The organism is Lactobacillus sp. B4026 (genome assembly GCF_026535825.1).
Lineage (GTDB): Bacteria > Bacillota > Bacilli > Lactobacillales > Lactobacillaceae > Lactobacillus > Lactobacillus panisapium.
Window position 1 is genome coordinate 100,596 of the sequence record NZ_JAFNPD010000002.1, and the last position, 21,714, is coordinate 122,309.

The 21,714-nt window shown below is 37.5% G+C and carries 17 protein-coding genes; 16 read left to right on the forward strand and 1 reads right to left on the reverse strand.

All coding sequences use genetic code 11. The features are described 5' to 3' along the window. Window positions 1–97: 97 nt before the first annotated feature. Together J3U69_RS02390 and J3U69_RS02395 are read left to right on the forward strand one after the other, a co-directional pair. Entirely contained in the window at window positions 98–1,633 is a 1,536-nt protein-coding gene (locus J3U69_RS02390; protein ID WP_267412915.1) for an FAD-dependent oxidoreductase, read from the forward strand. Window positions 1,634–1,966: 333 nt separating this feature from the next. Continuing rightward, on the forward strand, window positions 1,967–2,872 hold the full coding sequence (locus tag J3U69_RS02395; protein ID WP_267412916.1) for an ROK family protein: 906 nt from the start codon (window positions 1,967–1,969) through the stop codon (window positions 2,870–2,872). Between the two features lie 428 nt (window positions 2,873–3,300). Here J3U69_RS02395 and J3U69_RS02400 read toward each other — a convergent pair whose 3' ends face one another. Continuing rightward, entirely contained in the window at window positions 3,301–4,188 is an 888-nt protein-coding gene (locus J3U69_RS02400; protein ID WP_220219779.1) for a LysR family transcriptional regulator, read from the reverse strand. 108 nt (window positions 4,189–4,296) lie between these two features. Here J3U69_RS02400 and J3U69_RS02405 point away from each other — a divergent pair, with 108 nt between their 5' ends. From J3U69_RS02405 to J3U69_RS02470, 14 genes are all read left to right on the forward strand, one after another. Next, entirely contained in the window at window positions 4,297–5,754 is a 1,458-nt protein-coding gene (locus tag J3U69_RS02405; protein ID WP_267412917.1) for an FAD-dependent oxidoreductase, read from the forward strand. 253 nt (window positions 5,755–6,007) lie between these two features. Then, window positions 6,008–6,733, forward strand: coding sequence for a UMP kinase (pyrH, locus tag J3U69_RS02410; protein ID WP_220219777.1), 726 nt, complete (start codon window positions 6,008–6,010; stop codon window positions 6,731–6,733). Further along, window positions 6,734–7,291 carry a ribosome recycling factor gene (frr, locus tag J3U69_RS02415; RefSeq protein WP_220219776.1) on the forward strand — a complete coding sequence of 186 codons (558 nt, stop codon included), beginning with the start codon at window positions 6,734–6,736 and terminating at the stop codon, window positions 7,289–7,291. It abuts the gene before it with no gap. A gap of 3 nt (window positions 7,292–7,294) precedes the next feature. Continuing rightward, window positions 7,295–8,029: an isoprenyl transferase gene (locus J3U69_RS02420; protein WP_220219775.1), complete on the forward strand. Its 735-nt coding sequence runs from the start codon at window positions 7,295–7,297 to the stop codon at window positions 8,027–8,029. Window positions 8,030–8,040: 11 nt separating this feature from the next. Further along, window positions 8,041–8,838, forward strand: coding sequence for a phosphatidate cytidylyltransferase (locus J3U69_RS02425; protein ID WP_103751757.1), 798 nt, complete (start codon window positions 8,041–8,043; stop codon window positions 8,836–8,838). A gap of 9 nt (window positions 8,839–8,847) precedes the next feature. Beyond that, a complete protein-coding gene (gene rseP, locus J3U69_RS02430) occupies window positions 8,848–10,104 on the forward strand; it encodes an RIP metalloprotease RseP (protein WP_267412918.1) in 1,257 nt (418 codons plus the stop codon). A 35-nt stretch (window positions 10,105–10,139) separates the two neighbouring features. Then, window positions 10,140–11,840, forward strand: coding sequence for a proline--tRNA ligase (locus J3U69_RS02435; RefSeq protein WP_267412919.1), 1,701 nt, complete (start codon window positions 10,140–10,142; stop codon window positions 11,838–11,840). Between the two features lie 5 nt (window positions 11,841–11,845). Further along, window positions 11,846–16,156, forward strand: coding sequence for a PolC-type DNA polymerase III (locus tag J3U69_RS02440; protein WP_267412920.1), 4,311 nt, complete (start codon window positions 11,846–11,848; stop codon window positions 16,154–16,156). 105 nt (window positions 16,157–16,261) lie between these two features. After that, window positions 16,262–16,735: a ribosome maturation factor RimP gene (rimP, locus tag J3U69_RS02445; protein ID WP_220232053.1), complete on the forward strand. Its 474-nt coding sequence runs from the start codon at window positions 16,262–16,264 to the stop codon at window positions 16,733–16,735. Between the two features lie 18 nt (window positions 16,736–16,753). Beyond that, on the forward strand, window positions 16,754–18,019 hold the full coding sequence (gene nusA / locus J3U69_RS02450; RefSeq protein WP_267412921.1) for a transcription termination factor NusA: 1,266 nt from the start codon (window positions 16,754–16,756) through the stop codon (window positions 18,017–18,019). Between the two features lie 18 nt (window positions 18,020–18,037). After that, entirely contained in the window at window positions 18,038–18,334 is a 297-nt protein-coding gene (gene rnpM, locus J3U69_RS02455; protein ID WP_103751751.1) for an RNase P modulator RnpM, read from the forward strand. Between the two features lie 2 nt (window positions 18,335–18,336). After that, complete coding sequence (locus J3U69_RS02460) at window positions 18,337–18,648, forward strand: ribosomal L7Ae/L30e/S12e/Gadd45 family protein (RefSeq protein ID WP_220219769.1); 312 nt, start codon at window positions 18,337–18,339, stop codon at window positions 18,646–18,648. A 4-nt stretch (window positions 18,649–18,652) separates the two neighbouring features. Beyond that, window positions 18,653–21,298, forward strand: a complete 2,646-nt coding sequence (infB, locus tag J3U69_RS02465) for a translation initiation factor IF-2 (RefSeq protein ID WP_220219768.1) — start codon at window positions 18,653–18,655, stop codon at window positions 21,296–21,298. A gap of 18 nt (window positions 21,299–21,316) precedes the next feature. Beyond that, entirely contained in the window at window positions 21,317–21,679 is a 363-nt protein-coding gene (locus J3U69_RS02470) for a ribosome-binding factor A (RefSeq protein WP_103751748.1), read from the forward strand. Window positions 21,680–21,714 lie beyond the last annotated feature (35 nt).

Below are 21,714 nucleotides of genomic sequence, written 5' to 3' on the forward strand. Positions count from 1 at the left end.
ATCACTAATAAGATAATTGATAATCAAACATTCTTACCGATGCTATTATTATAGCTGAAAGCGCTATTAATATGAAGGAAGAATTGGAGGATATACAATGATTGAATATAAAAACGTTGATGGCTATGATTTACAAAATATTAAACCTAGTAAAGTTATTCAAACCGATGTTCTAGTGGTGGGAGCAGGTAATGCTGGGATGATGGCTGCTGCAGCTGCAAAGGAACATGGTGCCCAAGTCGTTTTGATTGAAAAAGAAAAAACAATTAATTTAATGCGTGTAGGCATTGCTAGTGTTAGTAGTAACGCGCAAAAGCGGGCAGGAACGGTTATTAATAAAACTGATTTAGTTGAGTCACTGGCTGCATTTGCTCAGCATAACGTTGATGAAAAACTGCTAAAAACATGGGCAGATAATAGTAGCGAAAGTGTTAATTGGCTTGAAGATAATATCTTAAAACCACATGGTGCTCATTTTAGATCAGAACCGGACGCTATGGTTACTAGTAAAGCGTATCAAGGTTTTCCAACTGAAAACGATCCGACTATCGATGATCAATCTTTTGTCTCATATGGTGATTGGTTTGTAGACTATCAGAAAAAACATGGTGTAGAAATAAGGTATCAAACAGCACTCGTTGGTTTGCATAAGTCTCAAGATGTTGTTTCTAGTGCTATTGTTAAAGATTTGAAGACTAATGAATTTTATGAAATTGTAGCTAAAAAAGGAATTATTTTAGCGACTGGTGGGTATTCAGCTAATAAGAGCTTACTTAGCAAATGGGATCCACTGGCTTTAAAGAAAAATACTTATAATGATTCTCCTCGTTCAAATGGTGCAGGGATTACAGCTGCCTTGAATGTTGGCGCAATCAAAGACGAAGAACCAGCAGAGAGTATTTTTGATCGTGGACTTGTGCCTGTCGGCACTAAGACAGAAGATATGTATTATCAAACGGCAACTTATGATAATTGGTTGTGGATTGGTTCATATCCTTTCTTAAAGGTTAATTTAAAAGGTGAGCGATTTTCCAATGAATCAGTACCTTACCAGTTTATTGTAAATGCGGCAAGCAAAGAACCAGGCTATTTATACGCTATGATCTGGGATGACCAATACGGGCAGGTACTTGAAAAAATGCATATGTTAGGTTGCGCACGCTATGGCTTTCCAGGTTATATGAAAGATAAAGAAGCTTTTATTGCTGATACGGAAAATTATGTTAACAAGGGATTAGTAGTTAAAGCTGATTCTGTTGAAGAACTAGCTGATAAATTGAACCTGCCACTTGCTGCAGTTAATAAATCGATTGCTGCTAATAATCAAGCAGTTATTGCCAACGAAGATTGTGAATTTGGGAAAGAATCTTATCGCATAACTCCAATTAAGAAACCGCCTTTTTATGGTTGTATACTAGGAGGTCGAATTCTTTGCACTCTGGATGGTTTAAGGGTCAACTCGAAAATGGAAGTACTTGATAAAAACCATGATCCTATTAAACATTTATATGCTGGAGGTAATGATTCAGGTGGCTTTTTCTGGGGGTCATATAATGATCGTGTTCCCGGACTAGCATCAAGTCATGCTCAAACGTTTGGCCGTTTAGCCGGAATAAACGCTGCAAAAAATTAAGCGCTAATTATAATTGATAGTGTTTCGCAAGATTAATTAGGATGACTGCTGGTACTAAACATTATCAAATTGGTTAAAAACTTTTCTTAAAACTGATTTCAAACTTATTGAAGTCAGTTTTTTTGCTTAGTCAGATATTCCCAAAGACAAAAAATATTTTTTAAAAATCTTACAAAGAAACAAATAAAATCTAATTTTATCAAAAAAGAAATTTTTTTAAGTTATAATTTTAAAAGGAAATTTCATCAGACATTGTTTCAAGATGATTCCATGTTAAATTTAAGTTTTGATAGTTATTTGGTTTTTGACTAAATTTTTTCTTGAAGGGTTAGTATGAAAAATTATTTAAGTATTGATATTGGCGGTACTGAAATCAAGTACGCACAAATTGATTTATCTGGTCATATAATTGAAAAAGGTAAAGTGAGCACGCCAGATGGCAAAGACAAGTTTCTGGCACAAATTGATCAAATCGTTCAAAAATATACCGGTTCAATTAAAGGCTTAGCTTTTTGTGCACCAGGTAAAATTGACAAAACGAAAATTAGGTTTGGTGGTGCTATTCCTTTTTTAGATGGAATAGATTTTGGTCAAATTTATGAAGCAGAAGATTTTCCTGTTGCCGTAATTAATGATGGTAAAGCAAGCATTTTAGCAGAAAATTGGTTAGGAAACTTAAAAGACGAAAAAAACTGTGCTGCGATTACCTTGGGTACCGGAGTAGGAAGCGGTATTATAGTCGACGGTCACCTTCTTCAAGGTACGCATAATCAAGCCGGAGAAATGAGCTTCATGATTGCTGATATTTCTAATCCTAAGGATATGCAGGGTAGTATCGGCAAGTTATGCTCGGCCGTTCGCTTTGTTGGCCAGGTAAATGAACAATTAGGTTATGAGGATGTAAGCGATGGTGTTCACGCTTTTGAAGCAATTAAAAACCATGTTCCCGAGGCAGTTGCTATTTTTGAACAGTATTGTTTGCAGATTGCTACTTTAATTCTTAACATGCAAACTGTGGTTGACGTTAATAAAATTGCCATTGGTGGTGGAATTAGTGCCCAAGCATGCTTGATTGATGGAATTAAGCATGCTTATGATCAACTAGTTAATGATGATAATTCGATTATCGGTCAAACTTTAACTAAACCGGAAATTGTTGCTGCTAAGTTTAGAAATGATTCTAATTTGTACGGCTCGCTATATAATTTACTGTTACAAACAGATCACGAAACTGTTTAAGATAAATGCGATCCGTAAAAATCGCTATCTGTTGCAAATGAAAAAAATTTATTAGATTTTAGAAAAGGACCAACTCCCAAAATTTAATTGGAGTTGGTCCTTTTCTTAGTCTAGATAATGATTAATTCAACCGCTATGCAAAAATGGTGTCAACTATTTGTTGCTTTTTACCATGTTTTGCTTTAGTTTAAACCTAAATTTTTGATAGTCATTTAAACATCAGCTTTCATCTGGATACTAGTGCAAAGCATATCTTTAGTCTGTTTAAATTGGAAGATAAGGAATGCTGTAGGTAATCACTACGATCAATAATGGATAATATGTAAGTCTTGTGACTATTGAATATAGTTTATGCTCTGAGAGAATCATGCCAAGATTACGTTTAATTAGATCGAGCTTAATTGAACCCAAGATGCAATGACAGGATTTTAACCTAAAAATTGTTTAATTAAGTTACACTTTTTGCTTTGCTTAGGATAAATAGACTGAATTTTAAATTTTTGACTGTTTTCATTTCCTTGCAAAGGTAGGTAGCTAATTTCTGATTCGGTATTAGAACCTAATTGAATTAGACCATCGGGATAATATGCATTAGCTTGATTAGCTGTAACTAAAGTTTGCATTTGCTCGATTGTTGAAACACGTGCAACTGGAATATTTTGATATGCTTCTGGCAAAGTTGCCAGGAAAGCATGCTTTAGATAATTAGTTTTTTCTGGACTATAGTAGAGCATCGGTTTATCTTTCAATGCTTTAATAGGAAAGGTGTTGTTCTGACTTAAGGGATTGAGTTTGCTGACGCCAATAACCATGGTGCTTTGAAATACGGTTTTGCTAGTTAGATTTTTTGTCAAAAATTCTTGTGAACCGTAGTCCAATATATAAGCCATATCTAGAATACCTAGAGATACATCAGAAATAAGGTGCTCAATACTTTCTTCAGTAATTTTAAATTTTATGTTCGGATACTTCTTACTGAAAGCATAGACTTGTTTTCGCATTAATGCTCCTTCAAATGGTGAAAAATAACCAATTTTAAATTCTTGGTGAACTGAAGTAGTTTGATGACGTAAAGAATTAATTTCAACAAAGTAGCTATGAAGCATTTCCTTAGTTTTTAAGAAGAATGCTTGTCCCTGATCAGTAACAATAATTTTGTTTTTGCCACGCTTAAAAAGTTCAAAGCCTAATTCTTCTTCCAATTTTTGCATTGATTGAGAAACAGATCTCTGGCTAACATATTTAGTCTTTGCAGTCTTTTGGAAACTGCCCGTTTCAACTACTGATATAAAAGTATTTAGTTGATCAAAATTCATTTTTACCCGAACCTCCATCTTCGCCTGACGCAAAATATTCTACCTGTCATTCTACGCAGATAGAAGCTAGGATTAAAGCATAAATTATTTATTTGGAGGAAAAGTCTAATGAGTTTAACAAAGTTATCAACTTATGATGTAGTCGTTGTTGGTTCGGGTGCTGCAGGTCAGGCTGCTGCCTTAACCGCCGTTGAACATGGCAATCAAGTTTTAATGCTCGAAAAAGGACGTCATACAGGTGGGTCGGCTAATTATAGCGAGGGTTTATTTGCAGTTGATTCATATTTACAGAAAAAGCAAGGAATTGACGTTTCAACAATTGATGTTTTGCAAGAAGAAGTCGAATATTCAAAGTATAAAGCTGATTCAAGAATTTGGCGCAAATATTTAGATGCTAGTGCAGAAAATGTCCAATGGCTCCATGATGAAGGTGTTAAGTATGAAGGCGTTCAAGCAATGGGAGCAGGAGAGGCTACTTGGCATATTTATGAAGGCTTTGGGGACGCAGTGATGCATAAAGCGTTACAACCTAAATTTGAAAAATTAGGTGGCGAATTGTTGACTTCGGTTTCTGCAATTGATTTGGAAATTTGTCGCGGGGGTAAGAAAAAAATAACTCTTAAAAGCGAGGCTGATGGTCAAACTGAGACAGTTACTGCTAAGGTGGTTATTCTAGCTGCTGGTGGTTATCTGAACAATTCAGAAATGATGGCTCATGATACTGACTATGATTTGACGAGATTAGTTACCGTTTCTTCTGGTAAAGGTACTGGTGATGGTTTACGCTTAGGTTGGCAAGTAGGCGGACAAAAAGCAGGAATGGGCATGGCAATGCTATTTGGTGGCTATTTAAAAGACCCTGAAGAACCATCTTTTAAAATGATGAACAGTCAGATGAACGTTGCTGCTGGGCAGCAGCCACTACTTTGGGTTAATGAAAACGGCGAGCGTTTTGTTGATGAATCAGTAATTTATAATTTCTCTTATGCTGGAAATGCTTTGTATAGTCAAAATAGTGTATATAGTATTTTAGATCAAAAAAATATTACCGAGATGATTGAAAAAGGGAATTTTATGGGCTTAGGCGTCTATGTTAAACGTGGGCAAAAAATGACTCATTTACAAGATGAAATTGATCAAGCTCTTATTGATAACAAACCATTTATTTTTAAAGCCGACACTATTGAAAATTTAGCAAAAGAAATGAATCTTCCTCAAGAAAAGTTGACAAAGACGATTGGACAATACAACCAGTTTGTTGAAAATGGTGAGGATCAATTCTTTGGTAAGGATCCCCAATATCTAAGGTCGGTAGAAAAAGGACCGTTTTATGGTTTCAAATTGAGTGTTGGTGCTTTTTGTACAATGGGCGGTTTAAAGGTGACCCCTGATAATGAGCTTGAAGATAAACACGGTAAACCAATTTCTGGTATCTATGCAACTGGTAATGATGCAGCAGGATTAACAGGTGACACCTATGGCCCTAACATGCCGGGTACTTGTGCTGGTTATGCCTTTTATTCCGGCAGAAATGCTGCTCAACATGCACAAAGATATTTACAATAAAAAATAGAAAAATGCTTTATTAGGATAAATTAATAATCTTAATGAAGCATTTTTTTATAAAAATTTAGAATTGAAACAGAAATGTGCTGTTACTTTTTATCTACAGTAAAAGTAAAAAAAAAATATAGGTGGTAATGTAGAAAAATTTAGCGAAATTTACTTTTTTAAAATAAAATTATTCTCTTTTGTTTTGTTGCCCCACATTTGCGTATTTAATATGTTAGAATAATTTAAGTTAATAGAGGAGGTTGTCATGACTCAAGTTAAATATCAACGTGTCGTTTTGAAAATTTCTGGAGAAGCATTGGCCGGTAACAACGGAACAGGGATAGATCCGACAGTTATCAGTCATTTAGCTGAAGAAATCAAATCAGTGCACGATTTAGGAGTTCAAATTGGAATCGTCTGCGGTGGCGGTAATATGTGGCGTGGTGAGACTGGTGAAAAACTTGGCATGGAACGCTCACAAGCAGATTATATGGGCATGCTAGCAACTATCATGAATGGTTTAGCTCTTCAGGATGGTCTGGAACATGTCGGTGTCCCAACTAGATTGCAAACTTCAATCGAAATGAGACAAATTGCTGAACCTTATATAAGAAGAAAAGCAATTCGTCATTTAGAAAAAGGACGCGTTGTTATCATGGGCGGAGGTACTGGTAATCCTTACTTCTCTACTGATACTACTGCAGCTCTACGCGCAGCGGAAATTAATGCCGATGTTATTTTGATGGCCAAAAATGGTGTTGACGGGGTTTACTCCGCCGATCCAAAATTAGACCCAACGGCAAAGAAGTTTAGCGAACTGACTCAACTCGACGTTATTTCAAAAGATTTAAAAGTTATGGATCGGACCGCTAGCTCGCTTTCAATGGATACCAATATTCCGCTAATTGTATTTAACGTAAATACTGAAGGTAACATTAAGAAAGTTGTTATGGGCGAGCATATTGGAACAGTAATTGAAGGAGGCAAATAAATGAATAACGAAACAATTAAAAAAGCAAAACAAAACATGGACAAATCAATCACTGTTTTTGAGAAAAACTTGGGTACTATCCGTGCTGGTGTTGCTAATGCCGCATTGCTAGATGGAGTTAAAGTTGATTATTATGGTGCACCAACTCCTTTAACCCAGATGTCTAGTGTCACTATTCCTGAACCACGTGTTTTATTAATTACGCCATATGATCAAAACAGTGTGGATGATATTGAACATGCTTTACTAGCATCCAATTTAGGATTAACCCCAGCAAACGATGGTAAAGTTATCAGATTGGTAATTCCTCAATTGACTGGTGAAAGAAGACAAGAGATTGCTAAAGAAGTCAATAAAATGGCTGAAGAGGGTAAAATTGCGATTAGAAATGTCCGCCGTGATGCTATGAATACCCTTAAAAAGCAACAAAAAGACGATGAAATTACCGAAGACGAACAACGTAATTTAGAAAAAGAAGTTCAAAAGGTAACTGATCAAGCAACCAAGAAAATTGATGAACTGGCTGAGCAAAAACGTAAAGAAATTACTCAAGGCTAACATATGGCAGTAAAAAAGAATCAATTAAATCATCTTGCCATTATCATGGATGGTAATGGCCGCTGGGCTACTAAGCAGGGTAAGCCTCGTGTAGCAGGTCATTATGAAGGTATGAACAATGTTGAACGGATTACTTTAGCAGCAGATGAATTGGGAATTAAAGTTTTATCACTTTATGCTTTTTCGACAGAAAACTGGGCTCGTCCTAAAGAAGAAGTCGCATACTTAATGAATCTGCCTGTCCGTTTTTTTGACAAGTTTATGCCTACCTTGATGGAGCATAACGTTAAGGTCAATATCATGGGCTTTTTGGACAAATTGCCACGTAAAACTTATGATGTTGTTCAGCGTGCAATGGCTGAAACGGCAGATAATACTGGACTAATTTTGAACTTTGCTTTTAATTACGGTTCAAGAAGTGAAATTACTTCAGCTGTTAAAGAGATTGGAACGCTAATTGAAACAGGAGCGATTAATAGTGATCAAATTGATGAAGAAATGATTTCTCAACGTTTGATGACTGCTAGTTTTGGAGAATTTAGTGATCCAGACTTATTAATACGAACTTCTGGTGAACAGCGTATTTCCAACTTTATGTTATGGCAGCTGGCTTATTCTGAACTTGCATTTAGTCAGAAGAATTGGCCTGATTTTACTAAAGAAGATTTAGAAAAAATTGTCATTGATTTTCAGAACCGTCATCGCCGTTTTGGCAAACTAGATGAATCGGATAGTTAGGTAATTTTGATATGAAACAACGGATAATCACAGCAGTTATTGCTTTAATTTTATTTATTCCAATCGTTATTGCGGGTGGATTGTGGATGGACTGGCTGACCGTGGCCTTTGCTGCAGTCGGCATCAGTGAAATCTTTTTAATGAAAAAACAGATACTGGTTTCTGTTAACTTTTTGTTGGCACTGCTTGCAACAATTACTTGGGCGGTTCCAGATAGCTTTATTAAGTCAATGCCATTCCATTGGACTAAATATGGAATTTATTTTGCCTTAATCATGATGATGCTAACTTGGACAGTTTTGTCAAAAAACAAGACAACTTTTGACGATGTTTCAGTTTACACGTTAGGTTCACTATATATTGGTACCGGTTTTCACTATATGGCAAGTATTAGAAATAGCAGCAATGGGTTAGCACTTTTATGCTATGTCTTTGTTGTAGTATGGCTAACAGATACTGGTGCCTATATGATAGGAAGGCAAATTGGTAAACATAAGTTGTGGCCTGTAATTAGTCCTAATAAAACCTGGGAGGGTTCAATTGGCGGAACTATTTGTGCTGTAATATGTGCCGCAATTTACGTTTACTTTGTTAATGTTAATTATCCATTCTGGCAAATGGTTATCTTTGCCTTTGTATTATCCATTGTAGGTCAAATGGGCGACCTAGTTGAATCTGCTTATAAGCGGTATTATGGCGTTAAAGATTCAGGTAAAATTCTGCCGGGACATGGTGGTATTTTAGACCGGTTTGATAGTATGCTATTTGTTTTACCCGTCTTTGCTGCTTTATTAGGAATCGTGCATTAGGAGAATTCCATGAAGGGAATACTAATCTTTTTAGTTGTATTTGGTCTTTTGGTTTTTGTCCATGAATTCGGGCACTTTATCGTCGCAAAAAAATGCGGTATTCTAGTGCGCGAATTTTCTATTGGTATGGGACCAAAATTGTTCCAAGTTCGTCGAAATCCTACAACTTATACTATTCGTTGGTTACCACTTGGTGGTTATGTTCGTTTAGCCAGTAAAGACGATGAAACTGAGCTTAAACCTGGAATGACTGTAATTTTGCAGACTAATGAGCAAAATGAAGTCGTTCGGATTGATGCTTCTGGATCAGACATTCCGATTGAGGGCTTGCCGCTTCAAATAACAGAAGTTGATTTAGTGGATCAACTCGTTATTAAAGGCTATGAAAATGGTGAAGAGGATAAATTAGTTTCTTATCAGGTTAATCACGATGCAACTGTTATTGATCAATCCAATACGGAATTAATCATTGCTCCTCGTGACACCCAATTTCAAGAAGCTAATGTTTGGCAAAAGCTTGCAACTAATGTTGCGGGTCCCCTAATGAATATTATCTTGGGATTCGTTGTCTTTCTAATTTGGACCTTTACTATTCCCGGTCCGGCAACAACTACGATTGGAGCTGTTGAAGCTAATTCACCAGCTGAACAAGCAGCGGTTGAACCTGGATCAAAATTTGTTTCAATTAATGGTCATAAAACAACTACTTTTAATGAAATTTCTAATCAAATAAATGCCAGTAAAGGCAAAGCTTTAAGTATTGTTTTAACAAGTCATGGTAAAACTAAGACGGTCTCTGTTAAGCCCAAAACGGTAAAAGTACAAGGCCAAAAAGTTTATCAAATTGGTATCAAAGCCAAAAGTGATGACCGTGTCCTTGCAAAGGCTAAGCGTGGTTGGGATACAGCTGTATCAACAACCGGAATGATTTTTAATGCACTTGGTGGCTTGATTAGGCACTTTAGCTTAAATAAGCTGGCTGGACCTGTAGGTATTTATTCACAAACTTCACAGGTATCACAAATGGGCTTTACCTACTTATTAGCATTCTTGGCAATGATTTCAATAAATCTAGGAATTGTGAACTTAGTGCCAATTCCTGGCCTTGATGGGGGAAAGCTTTTGCTTAATCTCATTGAGATTTTCCGTGGCAAACCGATATCGGAAGATCATGAAGCAATAGTTGAATTAATTGGTTTTGGCCTTTTATTACTATTAATAATCGCAGTTACCGGTAATGATATTTACCGCTACTTTATAAAATAAAATCTAGAAATTTATTTCTTGGGAGAGAATTGTTAATGCGTCAATCTAAATTATTTATGCCTACGTCAAAAGAAGCACCAGCAGATGCTGTTGCTGAAAGTCATAAGCTGATGCTTCGTGGCGGATATGTCCGTCAAGTAACGGCTGGTGTTTATGCTTATTTACCATTAGGCTATCGTGTCTTAAAAAAGGCCGAAAGAATAATGGAAGAAGAAATGGCTAAAATTAATGTGCCAGAAATGGCAATGCCTGAACTTTTACCTGCAACTTTGTGGGAAGATTCTGGTAGATGGCAAAAATATGGTCCAGAAATGTTCAGGTTAAAAGACCGTCACGGTCGTCAGAGCCTGCTAGGACCAACTCATGAAGAAACATTTACAGAAATTGTTGCCAAAAATCTTAAGAGCTACAAGCAAATGCCAATTGCTCTTTACCAAATTCAAACTAAATTTCGGGATGAAAATCGCCCAAGATTTGGTTTATTACGGACCAGAGAATTTATTATGCTTGATGCATATAGCTTTGCAGCAACTAGAGAACAACTTGATCAACAATTTGATGATGAAAAAAAGGCGTTTGAAGCAATTTTTCGGCGCTGCGGTGTAAAAGTAACTCCAGTAATTGCAGACTCAGGAACAATGGGTGGCAAAAACTCAACTGAATTTCAAGCACCTGCTGCAATTGGTGAAGATACTATTGCAACCAATGAAACAGGAACATATTCTGCTAATTTGGAAATGGCAGTCAGCGAAGATACTTTTAAACCAGAGCCTGAAGATGAAGCTGAATTAACAGAAGTTGCTACACCTGGACAAGAAACAATTGCTGATTTAGCTGAATTTTTAGCTGTTCCTAAGACTAAAATTGTTAAAAGCGTTTTATACATTGTAAATGAACAAGAAAAAGTATTGGTTCTTATTCGCGGTGATAAACAAATTAATGAAGTCAAGTTAACTCATGCTCTTGATGCAGATTCTGTTCGTGTTGCTTCTGACGATGAATTAAAAGAAATCACAGGAGTTGGCAAGGGAAGTGTAGGACCAGTTGCTTCTGATTGGGCAGATAAAGTGATTGCCGATAAGACAGTTGAAGGTCTGATTAACGTCATTGTTGGTGCAGGCAAAGAGGGCTATCGGTATAAGAATGCTAACCTTGACCGCGACTTTAAAGTAAATGAATTTGCTGACCTTCGGGTTGCGAACGAGGGCGAACCTGATCCAGTTGATCACTTACCATTAAAATTTACGACTTCAATTGAAGTAGGACACATTTTTAAGTTGGGAACGTACTACACCGAAAAAATGGGTGCAGATTTCTTAGATCAAAATGGTAAGACACAACCCGTAATCATGGGTTCCTATGGCATTGGTGTAACCAGAGTTTTGTCTGCTGTTATTGAACAACATCTTACTAAATTTGGCATTGCTTGGCCAAAGGAAATTGCTCCATTTGATTTGCACATTGTTCAAATGAAAATGAAGGATGAAGAACAAACCGAGTTAGCTGAAAAACTTGAGAAAATATTTAGTTCTAATTATGATGTATTATATGATGATCGTAACGAACGGGCTGGTGTTAAATTTGCTGATGCAGATTTAGTTGGAGCCCCAATTAGAATTACTATCGGTAAAAAGGCTAGTGAAGGTATTGTGGAAGTTAAGCGACCAACAGATGATAAGGCTAGCGAAATTTCGGTTGCTGAACTTGCCGATTTTGTAAATAAAGAGTTAGGATAATTTTCGTGACTAATAAAAACGAACTTTTCTTACGACTTTTACAACAAATTAATTTTCCAAATCAATTTTCAGATAATGATTTGTTGCAAAAAGGCGAAATTGAGAACGTGGATGTTTACGCTAAAGAACATAGGTGGGATATTCACGTTCTTTTTACTACACCCCTTAAATTTGAAACATATGACGCATTAAATAAGGCGATAAATGCTACTTTTTCATCTTTTGTTAAAACCCGTCTATTTGTGCGTACGAAAGATGGATTAGACGACTACCTTACGGACTATTGGCATTTTGTTGTGCAAAATTCGCAAGTTTTACAACCGGTTGCTCGCGAATTTATTTCTAGCCATAAACCCAAAAAAGAGGATGGTCGTTGGATTATTCCAGTCGATAATTTAGTTGTTGATGGTCTGATTGAGCAAAAGATGTTGGACCAGCTTGCTGAAGAAATGCGTGACTATGGCTTTTTTAACCTTAAATTTGTGACTGAAATAGATGAAGCAAATTCACAGAGTAACTTGGCCAGCTTACAGCAGTTGCAAGAACAACATGAGCAAATTATGCAGGAAGCATACAATGCTGCACCGCCTAAAGAAAAACCGAAGCAGCAAAATAATTATCCGACTAGGAAAACACGCTATGGCAGCCGACAACTTGACGAGAGTTTACCAATCACTCAAATAAAAGAGGTAATTGACGGAACGCGTAATGTTGTAATTGAAGGTAACATTTTCAATATTGAAAGTCGCGAATTAAAGACAGGTACCGTGATTTTTACCGGTGAAATTACTGACTATTCAGATTCAATTTCTTTCAAGAAATTTATTTCTGACAAAGAACAAATGAATAGCATCTCAGAGTTAAAACCTGGCACCTGGGCAAAAATGCAGGGATCAGCTTCAGAAGATCAATGGAGTCATGATGTGGTTTTCAATGTTGCCAGCTTTGAAGCAGTAGAACATGTTGGCCGGCAAGAAAAATACGATGGTGAAGAAAAGCGGGTAGAATTGCATCTTCATACTAATATGAGTCAGCTTGATGCAACTAATACTGCTTCGGATTTTGTTGCCGCAGCTAAAAAATTTGGTCAAAAGGCAATTGCAATTACTGATCACGCAGATGTCCAAGCCTTCCCTGAAGCATATAATGCTGGTAAGAAAAATGGTGTCAAAATTGTTTATGGTCTGGAAGCCAACATGATTGATGATCATGCTTTGTTAGTACTAAATCCAGCTCCTATGACTTACGAAAACCGGGAATTTGTGATTTTTGACGTTGAAACAACTGGTTTGTCTTCTGTTTATGACACCATTATTGAAATTGGTGCTGTCAAAATGAAGGACGGTGAAGTCCTTGAGCGTTTTGACAAATTTATTAATCCGCATCATCCATTAAGTGAACAAACTATTAATTTAACTTCGATTACTGATGAAATGGTCACGGCTGCCGATGATGAAGCTGTTGTTATTAAGCAGTTTCAAGATTTTTATGGCGATCGTCCGTTATGTGGTCATAATGTTCAGTTTGATGTCGGCTTTGTTAATGCCGCTTTACGACGTGCGGACTTAGCAGAAATTACGCAACCAGTTGTTGATACACTTGAAGTTTCGAGGCTGCTTCACCCAGAACAAACGCGTCATACGTTAGATTCTCTTGCAAAGAAATATAATGTTGTTCTTGAACATCACCACCGTGCTAATCAAGATGCCGAGGCAACGGGTTACTTAATGTTTAAGCTTTTAGAAGCTTTTACTAAAAAGTATGGTGAGGATGATCTTGGTAAAATGAATGATTATGCTGTCCGCGGACAAGTCTTTCAGAGGGCGCGACCGCAACATATGACCGTTTTAGCTAAAACCCAAGCAGGTTTAAAAAATATGTATCGTTTGGTATCAATAGCCAGTACCAAATACTTTTACCGCATTCCACGTACACCTAAATCAGATTTAGTTAAAAATCATGAGGGGTTACTATATGGTTCCGGTTGCTCTGAAGGCGAAGTCTTTGTTGCAATGATGCAGAAAGGGTATGACGAAGCACGGAAAAAAGCTAAATTTTATGATTACCTTGAAGTGCAGCCACCAGCAAATTATTCGCAGTTAATTGAGGATCATTTAATCGCCGACCAAGCAGAATTGGAAGAAATTCTAACCAATATCTATAAGTTGGGGCATGAACTGGATAAACCAGTTGTTGCAACCGGCGATGCTCATTATTTGGAAGAACATGATGCTATTTACCGGACAATTTTAATTTCTGCTCAGCGTAGTAATCCTGAACGAAACAAGAAACAAGCCGATTTGCATTTTTATACAACGCAAGAAATGCTTGATGCGTTTAGCTTTTTAGGTGAAGAGGCTGCAAAAGAGATTGTAATTATTAATCCAAACAAAATTGCTGAATCCGTTGAAGAAATTGCGCCGATTAAGGATGGACTGTATCCACCTCATATTGAAAATTCCGACGAGGAAATGAAACGGCTAACCTACGATAAAGCGTATGAACTCTATGGCAAGCCACTTCCAAAAATTGTTCAAGATCGTTTGGATATGGAATTAAATTCGATTATATCTAACGGCTATGCCGTTATTTACTTGATTTCTCAACGACTAGTAGCTAAGTCAAATAAAGATGGCTATTTAGTTGGTTCGCGGGGATCGGTTGGATCTAGTCTAGTTGCAACAATGTCTGGTATTACTGAAGTTAATCCTTTGGCGCCGCATTATCGTTGTCCAGAGTGCCAGTATTCAGAGTTTTTTGAAAATGGTGAATATGGGTCTGGTTATGACTTGCCCGACAAAAAATGTCCTAAATGTGGTGCCGAGCTCGTTAAAGATGGTCAAGATATTCCGTTTGCTACTTTCCTAGGCTTTCACGGCGATAAGGTCCCAGATATCGATTTGAATTTTTCCGGTGACTATCAGCCTGTTGCTCATAATTTTATTCGGGTTATGTTTGGCCCAGGCAATTCATATCGTGCTGGTACTATTGCTACTGTGGCTGATAAAACGGCCTATGGCTATGCTAAGCATTACGATGAAGAAAAAGAACTTAATTTAAGAAAAGCCGAGCTAGATCGGTTGGCCGCTGGCGTCAGTGGAGTAAAAAGAACGACGGGCCAGCACCCAGCGGGAATCGTCGTTGTTCCTGACGACATGGACATTTACGATTTCACGCCTGTTCAATATCCAGCTGATGATGTTGACGCTGCTTGGAAAACCACGCACTTTGACTTCCATTCAATTCATGATAATATCTTAAAATTTGATATTTTAGGACACGATGACCCGACGATGATCAGAATGCTGCAAGATTTGTCTGGAGTTGATCCACTGACTATTCCACCAGATGATCCAGGTGTCATGTCACTCTTCTCAAGTCCAAAAATATTAGGAGTAACTCCTGAACAAATTCAGTCAAAAACTGGAACGCTAGGGGTGCCAGAATTTGGAACTAGATTTGTTCGTGGAATGCTAGAAGAAACCAAGCCAACCACATTTTCTGAATTGTTACAGATTTCTGGACTTTCTCATGGTACTGATGTTTGGCTAGGCAACGCCGAAGAACTTATCAATGATGGAACTTGCAAGTTGAAAGATGTAATTGGGTGTCGGGATAACATCATGATGGACTTGATTCACTGGGGGGTAAAACCAGAGGTTGCATTTTCCACGATGGAATCTGTTCGTCATGGTCGTGGTATTAGTGATGATGACATGGCAGTTTTGAAGAAAAATGATAAAATACCTGACTGGTATATTGAATCTTGTCTAAAGATTAAATATATGTTCCCGAAGGCCCACGCGACTGCTTATATTCTAATGGCTTTGCGGATTGCTTGGTTTAAAGTATATTACCCTGAAATATACTACACTGCTTACTTTTCTGTGCGGGCTGACCTCTTCGACTTAGTAGCAATGAGTCATGGTAAAAATACTGTCAAAAAAGCAATGGCGGATATTCAAGAAAAGGGTAATGATGCCTCAGCAAAGGATAAAAGCTTATTAACTGTTTTAGAAATTGCAAATGAGTGTCTTGAGCGGGGAATTAAGATTAAAATGGTTGATATCAATAATTCGGAAGCAACTAATTTTAAGATTATTGATAAGCACACTATTTTGGCTCCGTTTAACGCTGTTCCCGGTCTAGGAAATAATGCCGCAAAGCAAATCGTGGCTGCTCGGACCGAGCAAGAATTTCTCTCCAAAGAAGACTTATCTAAGAGAGGAAAAGTTTCGCAAACAATTATGGATTATTTAGAAGAAAATGAAGTTTTGGAAGGGATGCCTGACCAAAATCAACTTTCACTCTTTTAAATTTTGCAGTATTAATATAATTATGGTATACTTCTTAAAGAAGTTCGAATAAATGATTCGGAGTGAGCAAGTTTTGCTCACTCTTTTTATTACGGAGGAAAGTACTTGGCGAAAGTTAAAGATTCTGTACTTGCAGAGATCAAACCAATCATTGAACAACGCAATGATGAATTTGTAGATATTGAATACGTAAAAGAAAAAGGTCAAAATTATTTAAGAATATATGTTGACCGCGAAAATGGAATTGATATGGACGAAATAGCTGGACTTAGCGAATTAATTTCCGCCAAGTTAGATGAAATCGAGCCTGATCCATTCCCTGATCCTTACGTTTTAGAATTATCTTCTCCTGGTATCGAACGACCTTTAAAATCTGAGAAGGATTGGCAAAAAGCACTGAATAATTACGTTCACGTTGGCCTTTACCAAAAAGTTCTCGGTGAAAAAGAATACGAAGGTACGTTAAAGTCATTTAATACTGATGAAATCGAATTAGAAGTAAAGATAAAAACAAGGCGGAAACAATTAACTATTCCCCGTAAGTTAATTGCAAATATACGTTTTGCAATTGAATTTTAGAAAGGCTGATTAAAACTTATGTCTAAAGAAATGCTAGAGGCGTTTGCTACTTTAGAAAAAACAAAGGGTATCAAACAAGATGTGATTGTTGAAGCTATCGAGGCAGCGCTTGTTGCGGCATATAAAAAGAATTATAATCAGGCAACCAATGTTGTTGTTGAATTTGATGAACGCCGAGGCGATTTCAAATTAATGACTGAGAAAGTTGTTGTTGAAGAAGTTCACGATGACAGACTGGAGATCAGTTTGAAAGATGCCTTAGCCATTAATAAAGCATACGAATTGGGCGATAAAATCAGATTTGAAGTTGCACCTAAGAACTTTGGTCGAATTGCTGCACAAACAGCTAAACAAGTTATTATGCAACATTTGCGGGAAGCTGAAAGAAACCATATCATTAACGAATATTCACAATATGAAGATGAATTGATTACGGGTACAGTTGAACGGCGCGACAACCGCTTTGTTTATGTTAAAATTGGTAATGTTGAAGCTGTTATGCCTAGAAACGACCAGATGCCTAACGAAACTTATAACCCTCAAGACCAAATTCGGGTACTTGTCACTCATGTTGGTTCTGATACCAAGGGCGCACAAATTACTGTTTCACGGACAGCCCCTGATATGGTTAAGCGTCTTTTTGAACAAGAAGTTCCTGAGATTTACGATGGGACAGTAGAAATTGTTTCGATTGCGCGTGAAGCGGGAGACAGAACTAAGATTGCCGTTAAGTCTAACGATCCAAACATTGATCCTGTTGGTACTTGTGTCGGTCAACGCGGTGCCCGAGTTCAAAACGTAGTTAATGAACTAGGTGGCGAGAATATTGACGTCGTTAAGTATGAAGAAGATCCGTCTGATTTTATTGCCAATGCATTGAACCCTGCAGAAGTTATTGCGGTTCAATTTGGCGATGAAGAAGATGAAAAAAGTGCATTGGTAATTGTTCCGGATTACCAGTTATCGCTTGCCATTGGTAAAAAGGGTCAGAATGTTCGTTTAGCTGCTCGGCTAACGGGCTACAAGATTGACATCAGGCCAGAATCAGAAGTTGAGTTTGTCGATGAAAGCTCAAACGAAGCCAATCAGGAAAATGAAGATGCCGCTTTAAACGATGTAGTAGATGAAGCCGCTGAAGATATTGCTGATTCCGTTTCAGCTGACGATGATTCTTCAGTTGATGATGAAGATGAGAATGCCGCTACTTCTACTCAAGAAGATGAAGAAACAGAGCAAGATGCTGAACTAACTTCTATTGAAAGTGAAGATACTGTCGACGAATAAGGCAGGGGGTGAACTCTTTTGAAAAAAAGAAAAATTCCGATGCGGAAAGATTTATTAACCAATACCATGCAACCGAAAAAAGAGTTAGTTCGGATTGTAATTGATAAGGAAAAAAACATTTCTGTTGATCCTACAGGGAAAAAGCCAGGACGTGGTGCATATGTATCGCTTGATCCTGATAAAATTGAGCAAGCAAAAGAAAAAGGAGTTCTTGAGCGAAGCTTAGGTGTTAAAATCGCCGCTTCATTTTATGAAGAATTATATTCCTATGTTGATCATCAAAAAGCAAGAAAAGAATTGTTTGGTGATGATTAAAGTTGCAAAATAGACAAAAGGCATTGAATTTGCTAGGGCTTGCTGAGCGAGCTGGTAAGCTTGTTTCCGGTTTGGAAATCGTATCAGTTGGCTTAAAGGCAAAAAAAGTTAAAATAGTAATTTTGGCTAATGATAGTCACGCGGATACAAGCGAAAAGCTTACTCGAATTGCTAAGCAAAATGATGTTACTGTCATTTCTGAATTCAGCAGTAGCGAGATATCGCATGCAATAGGTAAAAACCGTAAGGTATTGGGGATTACTGATACAGGTTTTTGCAAAGCGTTAATACAAAAGATAAATGAAGGAGTGTGATTTGATGGCTAAGAAAAGAATCTATGAAATTGCAAAAGATTTAGGCATCGATAATAAAGATGTGGTCAATAAGGCGAAAGACCTTGGCTTTGATGTAAAAAATCATATGTCATCACTAGAGGATTCACAAGTGAATCAGTTAAAGGGTAGTTTTCGTAACCCCGCTCCCGCCAAAAAGCAAGAAAAAGCTGCTAAAAAGAGTAGCAAGATTAAGATTTCTGTTACTTCCATCCGTAAAAATGAGAAAAACCATGAAGACGGTAAAAGTAATAAGAACAATCGGCACAATAATAATCACCGTTCAAACAACCGCAATCGCAAAGAGCAAGATCATTCACAGCAACGTTCTAACCGAGAACAATCCACAAGAACACAGAAACCCGCTGCACAAGATCTTTTGAAGCAATTAAAACAAAAACAGAGAGTTGAAGAGAGTACGCTGAATCGTCAAACTGAAAAGGCTCGTGAGTCTTATAAGAATAATACAAGTAAACCACAAGAAACTAAGGAAGAAACCAGTGCCAAGAAGCAAGAAGTTGTTAAAGTAAAGAAAGTTGAAACTTCTGCTCCTAAAGTGACCGGTCCTAAAATTATTAAGCCTTCGCCAGCTAGAATGAAGCAAAACCAAACTGCTACTTCAGAGCGGCCAAAGGCTATCGACAATAATTCTGTTCCAGAGCCTGCCAAAGAAGAAAAGCGTCGTGGTAATGGCCATAATTCACGTAATAATGGTAAACCAGGTCGCAAAGGAAAGAATCAAGCATTTGGCAATAACAACAATACTTATTCTAAGCACCAAGAGAAGCGTAAGCGCAAGAATAAGAAACGACAATATGAACAAATGCCGAAAAAGCAGCCAACTCAAAGAAAAGAGCGTCCATTACCAGAAACTTTAGTTTATGAAGTTGGGATGAATGCACAAGATTTGGGTAAAATTCTTCACCGTGAACCAGCAGAAATTGTTAAAAAGTTATTCATGCTTGGGGTAATGACTAATCAAAATCAATCTTTGGATAAGGACGCAATTGAACTAGTAGCGGCTGAATACGGAATTAATGCTGAAGAAAAAGTTCATGAGGACATGTCTGATATTGATAACTTATACAATAAGAGAATGGAAGCCTCTAAGGAATCTAAGCATCAGATTAAGCGTCCACCTGTAGTAACAATCATGGGTCACGTCGACCACGGAAAGACGACTTTACTTGATCGTTTACGTCATACTCATGTTACCGACCATGAAGCTGGCGGTATTACGCAAAAGATTGGTGCATATCAGGTCAGAATTGATAATCATTTGATTACCTTCTTGGATACTCCTGGACACGCGGCCTTTTCAAATATGCGTGAACGTGGTGCAGAGATTACTGATATTGTTGTTTTGGTCGTAGCTGCTGATGACGGTGTAATGCCACAAACAATTGAAGCGATTGATCATGCTAAAAGCGCTAAAGTTCCAATCATTGTTGCAATCAATAAAATGGATGCTCCAGGCGCCAACCCACAACATGTTACTGAGCAATTGATGAAGTATAATCTTATTCCAGAAGATTACGGTGGCGATACCATCTTTGTTAATATTTCTGCCAAAACTGGTGAAAATGTTGATGAATTATTGCAAATGATTTTACTTCAAGCTGATGTGATGGAATTAAAGGCTGATCCAAAACAAAAAGCTATCGGTACGGTTATTGAAGCTCGCTTGTCTCGTGGACGTGGTCCAGTTGCCGACTTGTTAGTTCAACAAGGTACTCTTCATACTGGTGATCCAATTGTTGTTGGTAACCGGTTTGGTCGTGTTCGGGTAATGACCAATGATCGTGGTCGGCAGGTTGAAAAGGCAACACCTTCAATGCCAGTTGAAATTACTGGTTTGAATGATGTTCCTGAATCAGCCGATAAGATCGTTGTCTTTGATGATGAAAAGACTGCTCGAAGTGTTGGTGAGCAAAGAGCTCAACAAGCATTACAACAATCACGTGAAAATGTTACTCATGTTACTCTTGATAATTTGTTTGACACAATGAAGAAAGAGAATATGAAGGAAGTCGATGTTGTCTTAAAGGCAGATGTTCAAGGTTCGACAGAAGCTTTGCAACAATCTCTAGAAAAGATTGAGGTAGAGGGCGTTCGCGTTAACATTATTCACGCAGGCGTAGGTGCCGTTAATGAATCTGATGTCACATTGGCTGGTGCTTCCAATGCCTTCATCATCGGCTTTAATGTTCGACCAACGGCAACTGCTAAGTCACAAGCTGAGGCTGATGGTGTCGATATTCGCTTATACAGTATTATTTACAAGGCGATTGATGATGTTAAGGCGGCTATGCAAGGAATGCTTGAGCCAACATACGAGGACAAGGTTGTCGGCAACTTAACAGTTCGTGAAACTTGGAAAGTTTCTAAAGTCGGAACTATTGCTGGTGCTTTTGTTGACTCGGGTTACATCACACGCGATTCTGATGTCAACTTAATTCGTGACGGTGTGGTCATTTATAACGGTAAAGTTGCTTCACTTAAGCGATTTAAGGATGATGCTAAAATTGTTAAGCAAGGTTTTGACTGTGGTTTGACAATTGAAGGCTATAATGACATTAAAATTGGTGATGAATTAGAAGCAGTTGAACAGCAAGAAGTTAAGCCTAACTAGTTTGACGGGGAGGAAAACATGAAACACAGAGTAGGTCGTGTTGAAGGAGAGATCCTCCGTGAATTAACCAAAATTCTGCGGAAAAATATTCGTGATCCACGCGTAAGCGATGTTACAATTACTGCAGTTGAATGTACTAATGATTTGTCGTATGCAACTGTTTACTACAGCATTCTTTCTGAAAATCCAAAAAAGGAAGAAGAAGCTGCTGCAGGACTTGAAAAAGCAAAGGGCATGATGCGTCATTTGCTTGGTCAAATTTTAACAGTTTATAAGGTGCCTGAATTAATTTTCAAGCGAGACAATTCAGTAAAATATGGTAGTAAAATTGATCGACTAATTGCTGAAGTTAAAAAGCAAGATGAAGATCGAAATAATTAACCAAAAAGCGCTGTTGGGCGCTTTTTTAGTGGGTA

Bases quoted from the DNA above. Each gene is read 5' to 3' on its own strand.
- J3U69_RS02420 (WP_220219775.1), top strand. From the start codon at position 7,295: ATGGCAGTAAAAAAGAATCAATTAAATCATCTTGCCATTATCATGGAT.
- J3U69_RS02395 (WP_267412916.1), top strand. From the start codon at position 1,967: ATGAAAAATTATTTAAGTATTGATATTGGCGGTACTGAAATCAAGTAC.
- pyrH (WP_220219777.1), top strand. From the start codon at position 6,008: ATGACTCAAGTTAAATATCAACGTGTCGTTTTGAAAATTTCTGGAGAA.
- J3U69_RS02435 (WP_267412919.1), top strand. From the start codon at position 10,140: ATGCGTCAATCTAAATTATTTATGCCTACGTCAAAAGAAGCACCAGCA.
- frr (WP_220219776.1), top strand. From the start codon at position 6,734: ATGAATAACGAAACAATTAAAAAAGCAAAACAAAACATGGACAAATCA.
- infB (WP_220219768.1), top strand. From the start codon at position 18,653: ATGGCTAAGAAAAGAATCTATGAAATTGCAAAAGATTTAGGCATCGAT.
- J3U69_RS02405 (WP_267412917.1), top strand. From the start codon at position 4,297: ATGAGTTTAACAAAGTTATCAACTTATGATGTAGTCGTTGTTGGTTCG.
- J3U69_RS02390 (WP_267412915.1), top strand. From the start codon at position 98: ATGATTGAATATAAAAACGTTGATGGCTATGATTTACAAAATATTAAA.
- J3U69_RS02425 (WP_103751757.1), top strand. From the start codon at position 8,041: ATGAAACAACGGATAATCACAGCAGTTATTGCTTTAATTTTATTTATT.
- J3U69_RS02400 (WP_220219779.1), bottom strand. From the start codon at position 4,188: ATGAATTTTGATCAACTAAATACTTTTATATCAGTAGTTGAAACGGGC.
- rseP (WP_267412918.1), top strand. From the start codon at position 8,848: ATGAAGGGAATACTAATCTTTTTAGTTGTATTTGGTCTTTTGGTTTTT.
- J3U69_RS02470 (WP_103751748.1), top strand. From the start codon at position 21,317: ATGAAACACAGAGTAGGTCGTGTTGAAGGAGAGATCCTCCGTGAATTA.
- nusA (WP_267412921.1), top strand. From the start codon at position 16,754: ATGTCTAAAGAAATGCTAGAGGCGTTTGCTACTTTAGAAAAAACAAAG.